The sequence below is a fragment of the Clostridium pasteurianum BC1 genome (assembly GCF_000389635.1).
GTDB lineage: Bacteria > Bacillota > Clostridia > Clostridiales > Clostridiaceae > Clostridium_I > Clostridium_I pasteurianum_A.
The window spans coordinates 1,374,023-1,390,063 of record NC_021182.1 but is presented as its reverse complement, the minus strand read 5'-3'; the positions used below and the strand labels follow the sequence as shown (position 1 = coordinate 1,390,063).

Below are 16,041 nucleotides of genomic sequence, written 5' to 3'. Positions count from 1 at the left end.
TGATTACCTCAATATTTTACTTATAGTATAAATTTGCAGGATTATATCTATGAGGTCGCCTCTCTCAGGGCTCACCATAGGCTTTATCGCATTTAGAACCTCAAATTCTCTACCTCTGCCTCCAGAATATCTAGCGGAATTTGCAGCATTTGCAGTATTTCCATTATTTCCAGCATTACCGCCGCCGCCAGACATTGATCCAAATAAAGATGACATTTGATTCATATCAACAGAGCCCATCAAATTCATTATTTGGCTCATATCTACATTTTTTAGCATTCCAGCCAAGTTCCCAAAATCCATATTACCAAATCCTGCATTTTTGCCATCTATTACTTCTTCGCCTTCTAAAGGTTCATCTTCATTTATTGCCATAATATCACCTCTTAACACAAAATAACTTTAACTTACGCTCTTCTAGATTAGCTAAAAACAATTTCTTCTACGGGAATTATAGCAGCATAAATAAAATAATGTGATGATAAATAATACACCATCATCTACTAGCTGCTTATCTTTACATCCCTCTGTACTTGACTTTTTTCCCTTATTACCAAATTGAAGAATTATTAAAATCAGTATTGTAAGTGTGTTTAAGCTGCAGCAATTTCTATACATATTATCTCTCCCCTTAAGGACTTACGTCAAACATTATCAATGAATCTTACTCAGTGGGAGTTTGTATTCCCAGTGAGTTTAGATGAATTATCCAGGGACGTGCCAGTGTTATCTCCACCTTAGGAGTTGGAGTATTACAATGGCTAGTCATCGGATAAACTAATAATCACAAGATGAAAATTCTGTAGATTCTCTTTCTCCTCGAACATCTGATGGGTCTGTATTAACTTTAATTATATTTGTATTTCCACCTCTATTATTTCCAAGTCCAAGTACTATAGCAAGAACTATCACTATTGGTATTAATGAAGATCCACCAAAACCTGAACGTCTTCTTCTTCTTCTCCTACAGCAAGGATCTGGACAGCATCCTTCTCCCCCTCGATTAGCTCCACAGCCACAAAATAAAACAAATATCAGTATTATGATTATCAGTTTGTTATTTTTTCCTCCTAAACCTAAAAAATCACTACTAGATTTTAAACCCATAAAATCACATCCTCCTATATATAATTTTTTCATCTTTTGTTTTTTACCTACTATATACTATTCAACCTATTACAAATTGACACATATAACTTGTACATACTATGAATTTAATGGCAGTAAAAACTTTTCAATGCTTTAATTCCATATTTTTTATGTACTAATATAATAGTTTTTCAAATTTTCCTTTGATATTATTTACTGCTCTATTTATAACTTATGCTCCTAAAACTATTTTGACTTAAACTTTTCTTATAAATACTGTTGTAATCAATTGATAGTTATATTAAATTATCTTGTATTTATTAGCTTTACTGTAACAGCAATGTTATAATGTTTTGCATAAGATATATTACTATGCAAGGAGTGATTTTAGACTTGATTTATTTTATAAAATTTTTATATTCAACTTTTATTCTACCTCCAGGAATCTTCATATTATTTCTTATAATATTTAGTATTAAACTATTTAAACACAAAGCTAAACTTGGCAAAAATTTATTGTTATTAACTTTTATTTTTTATATTTTTACTATACCTCTTGTAGATAATTCTATAATAGGATTATTAGAAAATAAGTACCCTGTATCAAAAAATCCAAAAGGAGATGTAATTATAATGCTTGGTGGTGGAGCAACTCTAGATACTCCAAATCTAGGCTTTAATGGTCATCTATCTGGTTTTGCTGCAAATCGACTTATCACCACTGTGGAATTATATCAAAAATTAAATGTGCCCATAATAATTTCAGGTGGTAAAGTATTTAAATCTACAGGAACTGAATCTGAAATATCAAAAAACATATTAATTACCATGGGAATACCTGAAAATAAAATAATTATTGAAAACCAAAGTATCAACACTACAGAAAATGCTAAATATACAAAGAAAATTTTAGATAAATACAATTTGAAAAATCCCATACTAGTTACGTCAGCTTTCCATATGCCTAGAGCTGTTCTACAATTTAAAAAATTCAATACCACTGTATTACCTTTTCCAACGGATTATCAAACTAATATCAAAGGCAGCTTTGAATTAAATGATTTTGTACCTTCCAGCAATGCACTTTTAGAATTGAGTTTATCTGTAAAAGAATTTATAGGAATATTAGCATCAAAATCTTATTAAGTATGTAAACATAAAATAGTTTTATAAGCAGGTGAATATGATATTTAGTATATCTACTATACACGTAAAACTCATTTTAAAACATTAATGTAAATTGATACCAATAAAGAGGAATTTCTTATTTGACTATAGAATTATTTTATAAAATAAGTTTACCTAGTAAATTCTATTTATAAAAATAAACAAAAATAGAATTATTATTAAAATCAATTTTAGAGGTGATTTTATGGCTTCATACATTGTAGTTACAAGTGTAGATAAAAATTCTAAAGACTTTGGTGATTTTTTAGAGGTTATTGAAAATTGTTCAAGCTTTTCCTGGCACTTTCCCCGATCTTCTGTATGGTTTATTAAGTCTAGCCTCTCTACAGAAGATATAACGGATAGAATAGCTGATTCCTTCAACACTGATGACGAAAGTTTTATCGTAGTGGAAATAAAGAATAATATACAGGGCTGGCTTACTGATGATGAGTGGGATGTTATAAACAACAACATTCTTACAGGCAAGTAACTATGCAGCAATCTGAAAAATATGTACTTTCCTCATTTATTAAATCTATTTTAATAACTACTTTTAATAACTGAACAGACAAAAAGCTGTGCAACAATGCATACATTGTTACACAGCCATCTAACTTTAATTTTAGGCCATTACAAACGTTTTATTTACTGGATAATATATTTCCCTCTGTACCTATAATAACTTCTCTATAAGGAACAATAATCTGTGAATTTAGCATAGCTGACTTTACTGCATTGACAATTCCTCCACAGCAAGGTACTTCCATTCTTACAACTGTTATACTTTTAATATCATTAATTTTCAAAATCTCTGCTAATTTTTCTTCATAGAATTTAACATCATCTAATTTCGGGCATCCTATGACAGTAATGTGATCCTTTATAAAATCCTTATGGAAATCAGCATAAGCATAGGCTGTACAATCTGCTGCCACTAAAAGATCTGCTCCTTTTAAATATGGTGCTCTCGTATTTATAAGCTTTAATTGAACAGGCCATTGTCTTAATTCTGAGGCATTAGAACTACTTTCTTCTAGAGACTCATGTTTAATTTTTATATTGCTTGCAGCAGGTGCCTTTCTAACTATAGCTTTTGCAGCAGTTCCAGGGCATCCACAAGGCATAGCTTGTACTTCTTGGCTTTTAGCAATTTTCTCTTCTTTTAGTTTTTGTACTGCATCTTCACTATAATCCACTGCTTCTCTTTCTATTATTTCTATAGCTCCTTCAGGACAGCCTGGTAAACAATCTCCTAACCCGTCACAGTACTCATCACTTATAAGTCTTGCTTTACCATCAACAATTTTTATAGCTCCCTCATGACAGGCATTTACACATATTCCACATCCGTTACATTTTTCTTCATGTATTTTAACTATTTTTCTATTCATTTTAATATCCTCCGTTTTTGATTATTATTTAATTCATAATTTCTTACTATTATAAATTGAAGTCTAATAGATTCATTCTCTTGCTTCTATGATTCTATTATAGTAACATATTAATATAAAATCCGTAACCTAGGTTACTAAATTAAATATATTTATTAATTTTTTAAAAGATAATTGATTGTTATAAATAATTTGATATATTACTTACAGAATTGAAGTTTAATAAAGATGGAGAAACATAAAAAATAATTTTATTTTAAAATTTTATCAAATTAAGTGTGCCTAAAAAGGCAATTAATAAAATATAATTTATTGATGGGATTGATGTACTATGAATAATTTAACTGATATACTTAAGAACTGTGTTATATTTAAAAATTTTAATGGAGAAGCTATTAAAATACTTTTAGATAAAATAAATTATAAAATGTATTCTTATTTAAAAGATGAAACTATAGCTATGGAAGGTGACAATTGTTCCAATATCGGTGTAATAGTAAATGGTTCAATAGAAATCAAGAAATTTTTTGCCTCTGGTAAAACTGTTACTATAGCAAAATTTTTATCAGGCGATATTTTCGGTGAAGTTATAATTTTTTCAGATATAAATAAATACCCTTCTACAATTGTAGCCTCTGAAAATTCTCAAATACTATTTATATCAAAAGAAGATATTGTTACTCTTTGTAGTATGAACGTGTCTATTTTAAATAATTTTATGGGGTTATTATCTAACAAAATTCTAATGTTAAATAATAAATTAAAAAATCTATCCTATGAAACCCTAAGGCAGAAAATTACAAGCCTTCTACTTGAAAGCTATCATATAGATAGGAAAACACTCTTTCAAATAAATTCCTCTCGAAAAGAAATGGCAGAGTCATTGGGAGTTCCCCGCCCTTCCCTGTCAAGAGAACTTATAAACATGAAAAAAGATGGACTTATTGATTTTCATAAAAATGCCTTTAAGATTTTAAATTTGGAGGCTATGGAAGATATACTCATGAATTAGATTTTTCTTTTTTTACTAATAATCATCAGTGTACGAAAGTTGCAAGTGCTATACATCCGCCTTCTAGCAATAAACCTCAACTATACTTTTTTCTTTATTATCTATTTTAATATTAACTTCTTCTACTTTTCCAGATAATCCACTTTTTCTAAAGTCAAATATTAAAAGATATCCTTCTTTAATTCCATATTGCTCAAGATATTCTCCTAATTGTATAAGACCTTTTCTATGATATTCTTCTCCTCTCCACATTTTTAGCTCCAGTATGTATAGTTTCTTTTCATAGGTGACTACTATATCAAATCTCTTTTCTTCTCCACCGGTTACTTCCTTAAATGCAAAGCCTATTCCATTTATTATAGGACTTACAAAGGCTAAAAATATCAATCTTCCATCATCTTCCAAAAACTTTCTCTTTTCTCTGAGTATTCATGCTTCATAAAATCCTGAAATTTTACAAATACTTTCTTTATATCAAGGCTTCCATCCTCTTTTATAAAATTTGCTCTGTAGTTATATTCTGACATTTTAGAGGATTTATCCTTTCTTATTATCTTCATCATCATGTGATTATATATAAGCTGTTCATATATTTTATTATTTACTTTACAATTATTATTTTCTTCCTTTAAGATTCCATATATAGTTCCTAGATTTACTACTTCATCTGTATTAACATAAATTATATTTTCTCCATCTACAATTATGCGTTTTATGAAATCATATAGTTTTCTGTTGTTTTCCAAATTCTTTATAACACTATCAAAGTTTGTGCTGCTCTCTTTTAAAAGTTCCTTTACTGCCAAATCCATAAATTCATTTTCCCACAAAAGCTTATCTTTATCCATAATTCTTTCATCTATCAACTTACAGAGCTTACTTACAAAGAAAGGGTAGCCTGAAGTATAAAAATGGAGTTTTTCTGAAAAATATTTTTTATCTAATTTTACTCTTGTGCAGTTTATATAATCATCCAGCATAGTTTTTATTTCTTCCTCCGAAAAGCTCATATCCACATTAAAATCTGAAGCTATATTCCAAGGGCTATTATATTTATGTTCTTCATCAGGTCTTATTTTTAGCTTTAAGCTTTTCACATCATGAACTCCTGCCAATATTACACTGTGAAAAGTATAATCTTTTCCCTCATTTCGCAAAAGATATTTATTCCTGAGCATTCCTAAAAAATCTAAAAGCAACTGATTGTTGCTGCTTTTATCAACTTCATCTATAATTAAAATCACTCTTTTTTTTGTAAATTCAACTAGTGTGGTTATAAACTCACTAAAATCATCCATAGTATTAATTTTATCATTGTATTTATTTATAAATTTATATACTTCTTTATTATTAGAAAATCTGAAAAAATTCCTAATTTGTATCATTACGCTTCCTAGAAATTTTTTTACTTCCTTATAACTTTCTGTATCAATAGACTCAAAACTTATTCTTATAGGTAAATACTCTTCTATATTCTTTAATTTCTTTTCCAGCATATATAATGTCGTAGTTTTCCCATACTGTCTAGGTCTATTTATAATGAAATACTCTTCATTCTCTATTAATTCCATTATCTTTTCTATCTTCTTAGATGTATCCACCATATAGTGCTTCTCAGGTATACAAGTACCTGTAATATTAAACCTTTTTCCCATATTCTCACATCCTTTTACGTGCTTCTTACCTTATGTATATTCTATCATTTTAACTACTATTTTAAAATAAATACATTTTTATTGGATCCATAAATTATTTTAAAATTGATATTTTCTCAATTAGTATATATAATTTGTATAGTGAGTATTTTTATCTTAAAAAAGTTTATCCGATGACTAGTCGCTGTAGCACTCCACCGCACGCTGTGAAAGCGATCAAATACAAAATAAAATTTTGTTTTGCCTGCTTGCACACAGCGAAAGCGATTCACGCAAAATCTAAGATTTTGGTTCTCTGCTTTTCTAAAGCTGGAGATAACAGCGACACGTCCATGGATAATTCATCTAGATTTAGTGTGAGTACAAACTCCCACTAAATAAGATTCATTGATATTAAATGTTACAATGGTTAGTCAAAAGATAAATGGTAATACTAATTCTGTATTAAAAAATCAACCTAAGAGGAGATGAAGTTTTGAGTTTTTCAATATTGCTTTACGTAGTAATATGCACTTATTTAGCTAATATTTTCTGTGTTCTTATAACACTTTATATAGAAAGAAGAAAACCTATGATGGGTATTGTGTGGATAATTATAATGAATTTTTTACCCATAATAGGATTTATAGTATATCTGGTCTTCGGAAGAAATGTACATGTGAATAAAAAAATAACAAGAATAAAAAAAGATTTTGAAGCTCTTTACAACAAATATCTTATTAGAGAAAAATATTTAATAAATAGTGAAAGTGTAATATTTACAGATAAAAATACAATTAACTACATTAATATTATAAAATTAAACATTAATGCAAATAAGAGTATTTATTCACAAGATAACGATATATCCATGTTTACTAACGGTGCAGATAAATATAATGCTCTTATAGAAGATATAAAAAACGCTAAAGATACTATAAATATTTTATACTTTATAATAAGGAATGATAACATAGGAAAAAAGATAGTATCTCTATTAACTGAAAAAGCAAAAAATGGTGTTGAAGTACGTATTCTTTACGATCAGGTAGGAAGCATTCTTACTCCCTTTAAAATGTTTAAAGAATTAATAAAGGCTGGTGGAAAAGTTTGCAAATTTTTTCCTGTAACTATTGGACATCATATCAGTTTAAATTACAGAAATCATAGAAAGATAATAACAATTGATGGTAAAATTGGCTATGTAGGCGGAATGAACATCGGTGATGAATACATGGGCCTTGGGAAACGCAAGCTTCCCTGGAGAGACACTCATTTGAGAATTACAGGCAGTTCCGTTTACTTCCTTCAGGAAATATTCTTAACTGACTGGTATTATGCTTCAAAAGAAAAAGAAACTCATGAAAGACTGTTTATAGAACGTTTATTTCCAGATATAAAACCTCAGGGTTCCATTGGCATTCAGGTAGTCTCCAGTGGACCAGATTCAAACAAAGAGCAAATAAAGAGAAGCTTTATAAAAATGATTTCTTCTGCGAAGAAAAAGATATATATTCAAACTCCTTATTTTATCCCAGATGGTCCCTTTTTAGAAGCACTGCAAACAGCAGCCATGTGCAACATAGACGTAAGGATTATGCTGCCTAAAATACCTGATAAACAATTTGTATATAAAGCTACCACATCTTATATAAATGATCTTTTGGAGTATGGAATAAAAGTTTACCTATATCCTGGCTTTTTACATGCCAAAATGATATTAATAGATGATAATGTCTGTTCTTTGGGGACTTCAAACATAGATATACGAAGCTTTGCTCTAGATTTTGAAGTAAATGTGTTTGTATACAATACAGCCTTCTTATCAAAATGCATAAATATATTTGAAAATGATATGAAAGATTCTGAGTTTGTTACTAAAGAATGGTATTATTCTAGAGGTATCATTACTAGAGTTTTACAGGGAATAAGCAGGCTTTTTTCACCGCTGATGTAAAATTAATATAAATAAGTCTTAATTTGTTTTGTATTTGTTAATTTTCTTTTTAATGATACTGCAATTCGTAATTTAAACACATATAAAGAATATTTTAACGAAACAATGCGGTTTTAGAGTATCATATAGAAGAATTTCATAATCTCAGAATATATGAGATTATGGAATTCTTGTCTTATATACTAAAAAATCACTGGTTTTTTAGTATTGTCAATCATCCTTTTTTAATCTTCCACTCATAGGCTTAATTTCAGATTGAACAAATACCCCTCTCATAGCGGCCTTAGAGCCATACTTAATTCTTATACTATCTAAAGCAGTATCCAATTTTTTATTTTTAATCTTATCCTTATTATCAAATAAAGACATCTGATATGATTCATCAGAGGATAAATGGGATACAGCTACTCCAAGTAATCTTATTTTGTCCCCTCTCCATGCCTTATCAAATGCTTCGTAAGCTGTTTTTATAATTTCTTTTGTAGAATCCGTGGCACTGCAGAGCTGCTTTTGTTTGGAATAACTTATAAATTCACTGTTCTTTATTACTACAGTTACTACTTTACAAAGATTTTGTGAATTTCTAAGTCTCATGGCAACAGTTTCACATAATGACAGCAGAACCATATGGGCAGAATTTCTATCTTTTATATCAGCAGCCAGCGTAGTAGAATTACCTATACTTTTGGCATTTATAAGTCTATTATCATATACCTGTGAAGTCTCAATACCATTTGCATAATTCCAAATTAAAGCACCATAGCTCTTAAATTCACTTTTTAAGATATTTAAATCACAATTGGCAAGTTCCCCTATGGTCTTTATGTGCAATTTATGAAGCTTGGGAACTGTGGCTCTTCCTACCATAAACAAATTTTCCACAGGCAGAGACCACATTTTTTCCTTTATCTCCTCTGAATAGAGGGTATGTATTCTATCAGGTTTTTTAAAATCAGAAGCCATTTTAGCTAGGAGTTTATTATAAGCTATACCTACATTAACAGTAAAGCCAAGTTCTCTTTTTATTCTCTCTTTTATAATATAAGCAAAATTTATAGGATCTTCATAGGCCTTTTTTACACCGGTAAAATCCATAAAGCATTCATCAATAGAAAATCTCTCTATGATAGGCGTATACTCCTGAAGAATCTTCATCATAGCATTGCTATATTTTCCATATAAATCATGCTGAGGCGGAATAACTTTTAGTTCAGGGCATTTCTTTTTTGCAGAAAATAGAGATTCTCCAGTTTTTACATTATATTTTTTTGCAGGAATAGATTTTGCCAATACCACTCCATGGCGGCTTTTAGAGTCTCCACCAATAACAGATGGTATTTCTCTGAAATCTATAGTTCCACCCTGTTTAAGATTATAAACTGCACTCCAGGATAAAAATGCAGAATTTACATCAATGTGAAATATAATTCTATTACTATTTTTCATAATTAAAACTTAAGTCCCCTTTTATATCAATACGCCTTACTAGGTTAGAACTTATTTGTCTCACTGAGTTTTGATAAATTATCTATAGAAGTGCCAATATTATCATCATATTAAAAAACAAATCAACAGGGTATTTATTAACTTTCCCTTTAGTCCTAAAAAAGTATTCAACAGATAGCCATAAGATAAACGAAGTTATTCGCTTAGATTCATAAATACTATTTTTAAACACTACCTTATATTTCATTATATACGAACAAATGTTCTGAGTAAAGTATTATTAATGCATAAAATATATTAAAAACTCTTATAATATATTTAGTGTACTTGTGTGTAATAATCCTTTAATGAAAGAAAAATAGAGAAAAAAAGCATTACATGTTGTTAAATCTCTAGATAATAATGAATATCATTAGCAGTACTATATTCCACAAATGCCTGAAATTTATTATAATATAAGTATAGATAAATAATCATGCTATATATTAATGAAATTGAAAAATTTTGAAAATTAAGTACTGTATATAAATTTAGTGTTATGAATAATTTAATTCTGAAATTTTCTCTATTAGAAAAAGGAAGTGATTTTATGATAAAGTTAGTTTTAATAAGACACGGTCAAAGTGAATGGAATAAAGAGAATAGATTCACCGGCTGGGCAGATGTAGATTTATCCTCACAAGGTATGGAAGAAGCCAGAACAGCAGGAAAAATTCTAAAAAATAATGACTACAATTTTGATATTGCTTATACATCAGTATTAAAAAGAGCAATAAAAACTCTTGATATTATATTGGATGAAATGAATCTTATGTGGATTCCTGTAAATAAATGCTGGAAGTTAAATGAGAGACACTATGGTGCTCTACAGGGTTTAAATAAGGCCGAAACTGCTAAAAAATATGGTGAAGAACAGGTTCATACCTGGAGACGTTCTGTAGATGTAAGACCACCAGCTTTAGATAAAAATGATAAAAGATATTCTGGCAATGAAGCTAAATATAATGGATTAAAAGAAAGTGAAATTCCACTTACGGAAAATCTGGAGGATACAGAAAAAAGAGTACTGGAATACTGGCATGAAGTTATTGTACCAGAAATTAAAGCAAATAAAAAAGTTATAATAGCTGCTCACGGTAACACTCTTAGAGCACTAGTAAGATATCTAGATAAAATCCCAGCAAACGGAATTGTAAATTTAAATATTCCAACAGGTACTCCTCTTGTTTATGAACTGAATGAAAACTTAAAACCTATAAGGAATTACTATTTGGGATTAAGTAGTGAATTGCCTGATGGCGCAGTTTCCTTAAATATTCCTGTAGTGGATGCTAAGGAAAAAGAAGATACTTTCAAAACCTTAAGTGAAAAAGCAAAGGAAATGCAACATAGTAATTAAAAAAAGGCTCAAATTTTTGAGCCTTTTTTTTAACATCTACACAAAATTCTTTATATTCTCATCTCTGCTGAATCTATAGGCTGCTACTATGAAGAAAGTAAAGGCAAAACCCAATATAATTAGAAGATGAAGATATATACTGGAAAAACCGCTATTAGCTTGAAGCTTCTCTATAGCTGCTATTGCCCACCTTTGAGGTAGAAAATCTGCAATCTTTCTTGCGGTTTCAGGCATAAAATCTATTGGCCAAAAGCATCCACTAAGCATACAGGTTGGCGTTATTATTAGATTCATTAATACATTTGATTGTGTAGAATCCTTTGAGAAAGCCACCAAAAGTAACCCAAGTCCTATCGCTACAAAGCCAAAACATAAGAGTATTATATACATCTGCCAAAAGGGTACATAGGTTTGAATTTTAAAAAGCTTTGTCATAGCAAGTAAAGTGATCAGTGATTGAATTGCCACAATTACAAAACTGGAAATTACATTGCTGAATATATATATTTTAGAGCTTACAGGTGCAGAACATATTCTAAAATAGGTTCTATTTTTCTTTTCCTTGAGAATAATTTCTGTAAAGGAACTGGCTCCTATCATCATAAACATAATTATAAATCCAATACTTTGTGAGGTCATTCCCTTACCTCTTGACGTATCCTGAACTGCTGTGGATTTAAAAGACAGACTGTTTTCTAAACCGTCATACATTTTATTGAATACCTGTTTATCTCCCTTAGAGGCTTTCCAGATGTCCAGCAGATTTCTTAAATATATATTAGAATAATTATTTATCCAAGCAGTAGAAGACTCTCCTTTTAGAGACAATATTTCCGGTTTTCGTAAAGAATTATTGTACACACTTTCTTCAAAACCCTGAGGAATAGTAATAACACAATCTACCTTTCCTGCAGCGATGTCTCCTTTAGGATTTTCAATATTTATATTTGTTACCTTTAGACTATCCTGTTTTTCAATAGCCTTTGCAAAATCGCTGGATAAGGTACTTTTATCCTTGTCAATCACCCCTATCTTTACAGAACCATTACCTGCATTTCCATATAAAATTACTGGAATTAATATAAAAAGCACAGGTAACACAAAATATGAAATTATACTTTTTTTCTTTCCTAAGGTTACTTTTAAATTGTTCATAGCCAGCCAAATTACATTTTTCATTTTACACTGCCTCCTTTCTATATCCAAGTGATGAAATTCCAATAAAAATAGCAGATATTAATACACTTATACCTATAGCAATACCTACAGAACTGAAATCATTGCTGTATATTACCTGAAACATTGCCTGATTAATCCATTTCACTGGAGAAATATTAGTTATCATCTGCATAGTTTTACCCATACCATCCAAAGGGAAATACCCTCCCCCTAAAAATGCCAGTATAGAACTAAACATGCTTAATAATCCACTTAATACTCCAGTGTCTTTTATTATAAAGGACAGTCCTGCCCCAATGCTTACAGTCATTACAGCTTCTGCTAATGCAATAATAAATACCGTTCCTATATGCTCTCCCCAGTAAGCATGAAATACAAATTTGCTAAAGGTTATAATTATTACAATCTGCAGGGCTGAATAAATAATATCACCTAATATCTTTCCCATTAATGTCTTATATTTACTTACAGGAGCACAAAACAAACGATCTTGCGTTTTGGCTGTTCTTTCACCAGCTATTGAATACATTCCATTCATGGAAGAATAGAGTATTATAAGTGTCAGCATAGTTACTGCATAATAATCCATAGCTTCTGGTTTTGCCTTATTATTCAATGAAATATTAGTAACTAATCCTTCATAGCTGGTGTTATTATTAATTTCATTTAAAGCTCCCGGATTAACCCTAGCTATTTCCATTACAGCGCCATATCTTTGAAGGAATGATTGCATCAGGGATTCCACAACACTGCCTTGAATACCAGCCAGGTCACTTTTATATAATTTCATTCCCTTATCATTTATTTCAAGAAAACCAGTAGACTTACCATTTTTAACAGCTTTTAAGCCTTCCTCCTCTGTGATTACCTTTGAATATTTTATTCCAATAGAATTTCCTTTATCTATAAAACCATCAAAGCCCTTTGATAAATAACCGCTGTCCTGCTCTAAATATGCTACACTTATATTTTTAAAGGTAGAGGAATCACTAAAAGCACCAGATAACACTGTGCCCAATATAAAAATTAATACTATTGGAAATAAAAGTCCCATGACAAGTGCTTGCTTATTTCTAAAAGTTTGCTTTATACCTTTAAATGCTATAATTAAAACACTCATAAAATTCCCTCCTAATCTCTAAGCTTTCTACCAGTAAGAGTAAGAAATACAGTTTCCAAATCAGGTGTCTTTGTCTCTACATTTTTTATATGGATATTCTTTCCAGTAAAAAGCAAAATTATTTTATCCAGATTATTTACATCCTGTGAACTGCTTATCTTAACAATATTATCATCCAATTCAGCACCTATAACTCCATTAATCTCCTTTAATTCATCTAATTGAAAATCGTTTAAAGATTGTACAGTTACCCAAATTGTATTTGTATCAGAAATGCTGCTTTTCAATTCATCCTTTGTACCCTCTGCTATAAGCTTTCCATGATCTACTATACCTATTCTTGTGCATATCTCCTCTATTTCTTCCATATAATGACTAGTATATATGATTGTGCTTCCCATTTCATTTAATTTCTTAACAGACTGAAGTATATGATTTCTTGACTGTGGATCAATTCCAACGGTAGGTTCATCCATTATTATGACCTTAGGTCTGTGGGCAATGGCACAGGCAATATTCAATCTTCTCTTCATACCACCAGAAAATCTTTTTGGAAAGCTTTTAGCCTTATCTAAAAGTCCAACAAATTCTAGTGCTTTTTCTACTCTTGTCTTTAGTTCTTTTCCTCTAAAACCATATAACCCTGTAAAAAAATTTACATTTTCATAAGCAGTGAGATCTTCATATATAGCTATATCCTGAGGAACTATTCCTATATTTCTCTTTGCAAATATTTTATTCTTTCTTATGTCTTTTCCCAGTATTTCAATAGTGCCTTCATTAGGTGAGAGTAACCCGCAGATCATATTTATAGTTGTACTCTTTCCGGCTCCATTAGGACCTAAAAGTCCATATATCTCGCCTTCTTCAATGCCCAGTGTGATTTTATCTACAGCTGCCGTATTTCCAAACTTTTTCACTAAATTTTCAATTTTTACTATCTTCATAAAATTCACTCCTCCTTGTAAATTATATCCTTCAAATAACCTTTAAAATATTTAAAATTTTTCTATAATCTCTACATCACTAAAAGCTACATCAACCTTTATATAAAAACAAGGCAATCCACTTTTATATCCTGCTGTAGCATAACTTTGTTTACCGAAAGTAATCCTTGTATTATTAGGAAGTGTTACATTGGCAAAGCTGCTATCTATTCTTATGAAAGCTGGTATATTGGGATTAATCTTTATTACACATTTAGAAAAGGTTACATCAATTTTAATATTTTTATCCTGCAGTGGTGTTAATAATTCAGTACAGTTTAATATGGCACTTGAAAAGGTAAAATCATATTTATTGTGAAGATCCGTGGCTTTCACTCCCCCACTCATAAATATTCCGTCCATTTTGTTATATCCATTTTCATTACCATACTTTTTTAATATAAATAAGATAAAGGCAATAATCATTAATACAAAGACTGCTGAAAATACAAATTTTAATAAATATGGTGCTATAATAACAACTACGATTATAATTAATAAAATTGTCCAAGTGTCATACTTTCTCATGGATAACTCCTCCTTCTTTAATATTTTAACCTTGCTATATGTCTGATCAAATTTATCCGATGACTAGTCGCTGTAATACTCCACATACCAAAGGTGGAGATAACGGCAGCAAGTCTCTGGATAATTCATCCAAACTTTCTATTTACAATTTAATTATAAAAAAAATAGCAAGTTTATACCAGTACAAAAACTCACTATTTTAATATGATAATATTCATTTTTTATATATGAGAAAAGTCATATTCCTTTATCCGATGACTACCCTCTCTAATACTCCCACCGCACTCTGTGAAAGCGATTCACACAAAATCTAAGATTTTGGTTCTCTGCTTTTCTTCAAAGTGGAAGTAAAGAGCGGCTACGTCCCTGGATAACGATTTACCCTAAAGGACAACGATTTCTAAGTATCACAAACCGATACTAAGAACTCTGTTAGTAAGCATCAGATGGAATAAAGACTCCACCTGATGCCAAGAACTCTGTTTATGTCAAATAATAAATTGCTATTTGAGTTCTGTGTTCTAGACCAGTTTTATCTAATATAGAAGTTATATAATTTGCCACTGTGCCCTCTGATATATACAGTTCTTTAGCTATTTGTCTATTAGATAATCCTCTTGATATACTTTCAATTATCTCAATTTCTCTTTTTGAAAAAAGATTTTTATCCAACTTATTATTCTTAGTATTCCCAAGGCCCTCTTTAATTCTATCAAACACTATATCCTGAATAACTGTATTTCCTGATTTCACCATTCTTATGGCATCTTTTATTTTATCTGGTGGGTTGCTCTTTAAAAGATATCCTTTAGCTCCATTTTTAATAGCATCCATTATAAATTCATCATCATCAAAGGTAGTAAGAATGAGAACTTTAGTAGCCGTATTGCTGCAAATTTCCTTAGCAGCCTCTACTCCATTTTTTACAGGCATTCTTACATCTAATAATGCCACATCCACTTCATGTTCCCTGCAGTACTTTGAAGCTTCCTCTCCATTCTCTGCACAATACAAGACTTCATAGTCTTCATCCATACTGAGAATCATTTTAAAGCCTTCTCTTACTATAGCATCATCGTCTGCTATTATGAGTTTAATTGGCATATTCATCCTCCTATCCTGCCCTATTT

The 16,041-nt window shown here is 30.2% G+C and carries 15 protein-coding genes and 1 pseudogene; 5 read left to right on the top strand and 11 right to left on the bottom strand.

Annotated elements, in window-relative coordinates; all coding sequences use genetic code 11:
• Positions 1-3: 3 nt before the first annotated feature.
• The 3 genes from CLOPA_RS06330 to CLOPA_RS06320 form a co-directional block, all read right to left on the bottom strand.
• Positions 4-375: a hypothetical protein gene (locus tag CLOPA_RS06330; RefSeq protein WP_015614637.1), complete on the bottom strand. Its 372-nt coding sequence runs from the start codon at positions 373-375 to the stop codon at positions 4-6.
• 51 nt (positions 376-426) lie between these two features.
• Positions 427-618 (bottom strand): hypothetical protein, encoded by a 192-nt coding sequence (locus CLOPA_RS06325; protein WP_015614636.1) that lies wholly within the window; start codon positions 616-618, stop codon positions 427-429.
• Positions 619-777: 159 nt separating this feature from the next.
• A complete protein-coding gene (locus CLOPA_RS06320) occupies positions 778-1,107 on the bottom strand; it encodes a hypothetical protein (RefSeq protein WP_015614635.1) in 330 nt (109 codons plus the stop codon).
• Positions 1,108-1,482: 375 nt separating this feature from the next.
• Between CLOPA_RS06320 and CLOPA_RS06315 the strand changes: the two genes are divergently transcribed.
• Both CLOPA_RS06315 and CLOPA_RS06310 read left to right on the top strand, forming a co-directional pair.
• A complete protein-coding gene (locus CLOPA_RS06315) occupies positions 1,483-2,235 on the top strand; it encodes a YdcF family protein (RefSeq protein ID WP_015614634.1) in 753 nt (250 codons plus the stop codon).
• A 226-nt stretch (positions 2,236-2,461) separates the two neighbouring features.
• Positions 2,462-2,749: a hypothetical protein gene (locus CLOPA_RS06310; RefSeq protein ID WP_015614633.1), complete on the top strand. Its 288-nt coding sequence runs from the start codon at positions 2,462-2,464 to the stop codon at positions 2,747-2,749.
• Between the two features lie 151 nt (positions 2,750-2,900).
• On the opposite strand, the gene CLOPA_RS06305 is transcribed toward CLOPA_RS06310, so the two are convergent.
• Positions 2,901-3,650, bottom strand: coding sequence for an ATP-binding protein (locus CLOPA_RS06305; protein WP_015614632.1), 750 nt, complete (start codon positions 3,648-3,650; stop codon positions 2,901-2,903).
• A 331-nt stretch (positions 3,651-3,981) separates the two neighbouring features.
• Here CLOPA_RS06305 and CLOPA_RS06300 point away from each other — a divergent pair, with 331 nt between their 5' ends.
• Positions 3,982-4,662, top strand: a complete 681-nt coding sequence (locus CLOPA_RS06300; protein WP_015614631.1) for a Crp/Fnr family transcriptional regulator — start codon at positions 3,982-3,984, stop codon at positions 4,660-4,662.
• A gap of 63 nt (positions 4,663-4,725) precedes the next feature.
• Here CLOPA_RS06300 and CLOPA_RS06295 read toward each other — a convergent pair.
• Positions 4,726-6,317 (bottom strand): annotated as a pseudogene (locus CLOPA_RS06295) (AAA family ATPase).
• A gap of 475 nt (positions 6,318-6,792) precedes the next feature.
• Here CLOPA_RS06295 and cls point away from each other — a divergent pair.
• Positions 6,793-8,253 (top strand): cardiolipin synthase, encoded by a 1,461-nt coding sequence (cls, locus tag CLOPA_RS06290; RefSeq protein WP_015614630.1) that lies wholly within the window; start codon positions 6,793-6,795, stop codon positions 8,251-8,253.
• A 210-nt stretch (positions 8,254-8,463) separates the two neighbouring features.
• On the opposite strand, the gene CLOPA_RS06285 is transcribed toward cls, so the two are convergent.
• The gene (locus CLOPA_RS06285) at positions 8,464-9,699 is read right to left on the bottom strand and encodes a DNA polymerase Y family protein (protein WP_015614629.1); all 1,236 of its coding nucleotides are present in this window, start codon (positions 9,697-9,699) and stop codon (positions 8,464-8,466) included.
• Between the two features lie 589 nt (positions 9,700-10,288).
• On the opposite strand from CLOPA_RS06285, the gene gpmA reads away from it, so the two are divergent.
• Complete coding sequence (gene gpmA, locus CLOPA_RS06280) at positions 10,289-11,098, top strand: 2,3-diphosphoglycerate-dependent phosphoglycerate mutase (RefSeq protein ID WP_015614628.1); 810 nt, start codon at positions 10,289-10,291, stop codon at positions 11,096-11,098.
• A 36-nt stretch (positions 11,099-11,134) separates the two neighbouring features.
• Here the strand turns inward: gpmA and CLOPA_RS06275 are convergent, their stop codons facing one another.
• The 5 genes from CLOPA_RS06275 to CLOPA_RS06255 all read right to left on the bottom strand — a co-directional run bounded on the left by CLOPA_RS06275 (position 11,135) and on the right by CLOPA_RS06255 (position 16,015).
• Complete coding sequence (locus tag CLOPA_RS06275) at positions 11,135-12,277, bottom strand: ABC transporter permease (protein WP_015614627.1); 1,143 nt, start codon at positions 12,275-12,277, stop codon at positions 11,135-11,137.
• Position 12,278: 1 nt separating this feature from the next.
• Positions 12,279-13,397 carry an ABC transporter permease gene (locus tag CLOPA_RS06270; RefSeq protein WP_015614626.1) on the bottom strand — a complete coding sequence of 373 codons (1,119 nt, stop codon included), beginning with the start codon at positions 13,395-13,397 and terminating at the stop codon, positions 12,279-12,281.
• Positions 13,398-13,408: 11 nt separating this feature from the next.
• Complete coding sequence (locus tag CLOPA_RS06265; protein WP_015614625.1) at positions 13,409-14,344, bottom strand: ABC transporter ATP-binding protein; 936 nt, start codon at positions 14,342-14,344, stop codon at positions 13,409-13,411.
• 51 nt (positions 14,345-14,395) lie between these two features.
• Positions 14,396-14,911, bottom strand: coding sequence for a hypothetical protein (locus CLOPA_RS06260; RefSeq protein WP_015614624.1), 516 nt, complete (start codon positions 14,909-14,911; stop codon positions 14,396-14,398).
• Positions 14,912-15,394: 483 nt separating this feature from the next.
• Complete coding sequence (locus CLOPA_RS06255; RefSeq protein ID WP_015614623.1) at positions 15,395-16,015, bottom strand: response regulator transcription factor; 621 nt, start codon at positions 16,013-16,015, stop codon at positions 15,395-15,397.
• Between the last annotated feature and the right edge of the window lie 26 nt (positions 16,016-16,041).

Excerpts from the sequence above, each read along its gene's own strand:
- CLOPA_RS06330 (WP_015614637.1), bottom strand. The coding sequence starts at position 375 with ATGGCAATAAATGAAGATGAACCTTTAGAAGGCGAAGAAGTAATAGAT.
- CLOPA_RS06325 (WP_015614636.1), bottom strand. The coding sequence starts at position 618 with ATGTATAGAAATTGCTGCAGCTTAAACACACTTACAATACTGATTTTA.
- CLOPA_RS06320 (WP_015614635.1), bottom strand. The coding sequence starts at position 1,107 with ATGGGTTTAAAATCTAGTAGTGATTTTTTAGGTTTAGGAGGAAAAAAT.
- CLOPA_RS06310 (WP_015614633.1), top strand. The coding sequence starts at position 2,462 with ATGGCTTCATACATTGTAGTTACAAGTGTAGATAAAAATTCTAAAGAC.
- CLOPA_RS06305 (WP_015614632.1), bottom strand. The coding sequence starts at position 3,650 with ATGAATAGAAAAATAGTTAAAATACATGAAGAAAAATGTAACGGATGT.
- CLOPA_RS06300 (WP_015614631.1), top strand. The coding sequence starts at position 3,982 with ATGAATAATTTAACTGATATACTTAAGAACTGTGTTATATTTAAAAAT.
- CLOPA_RS06285 (WP_015614629.1), bottom strand. The coding sequence starts at position 9,699 with ATGAAAAATAGTAATAGAATTATATTTCACATTGATGTAAATTCTGCA.
- gpmA (WP_015614628.1), top strand. The coding sequence starts at position 10,289 with ATGATAAAGTTAGTTTTAATAAGACACGGTCAAAGTGAATGGAATAAA.
- CLOPA_RS06275 (WP_015614627.1), bottom strand. The coding sequence starts at position 12,277 with ATGAAAAATGTAATTTGGCTGGCTATGAACAATTTAAAAGTAACCTTA.
- CLOPA_RS06270 (WP_015614626.1), bottom strand. The coding sequence starts at position 13,397 with ATGAGTGTTTTAATTATAGCATTTAAAGGTATAAAGCAAACTTTTAGA.
- CLOPA_RS06265 (WP_015614625.1), bottom strand. The coding sequence starts at position 14,344 with ATGAAGATAGTAAAAATTGAAAATTTAGTGAAAAAGTTTGGAAATACG.
- CLOPA_RS06260 (WP_015614624.1), bottom strand. The coding sequence starts at position 14,911 with ATGAGAAAGTATGACACTTGGACAATTTTATTAATTATAATCGTAGTT.
- CLOPA_RS06255 (WP_015614623.1), bottom strand. The coding sequence starts at position 16,015 with ATGCCAATTAAACTCATAATAGCAGACGATGATGCTATAGTAAGAGAA.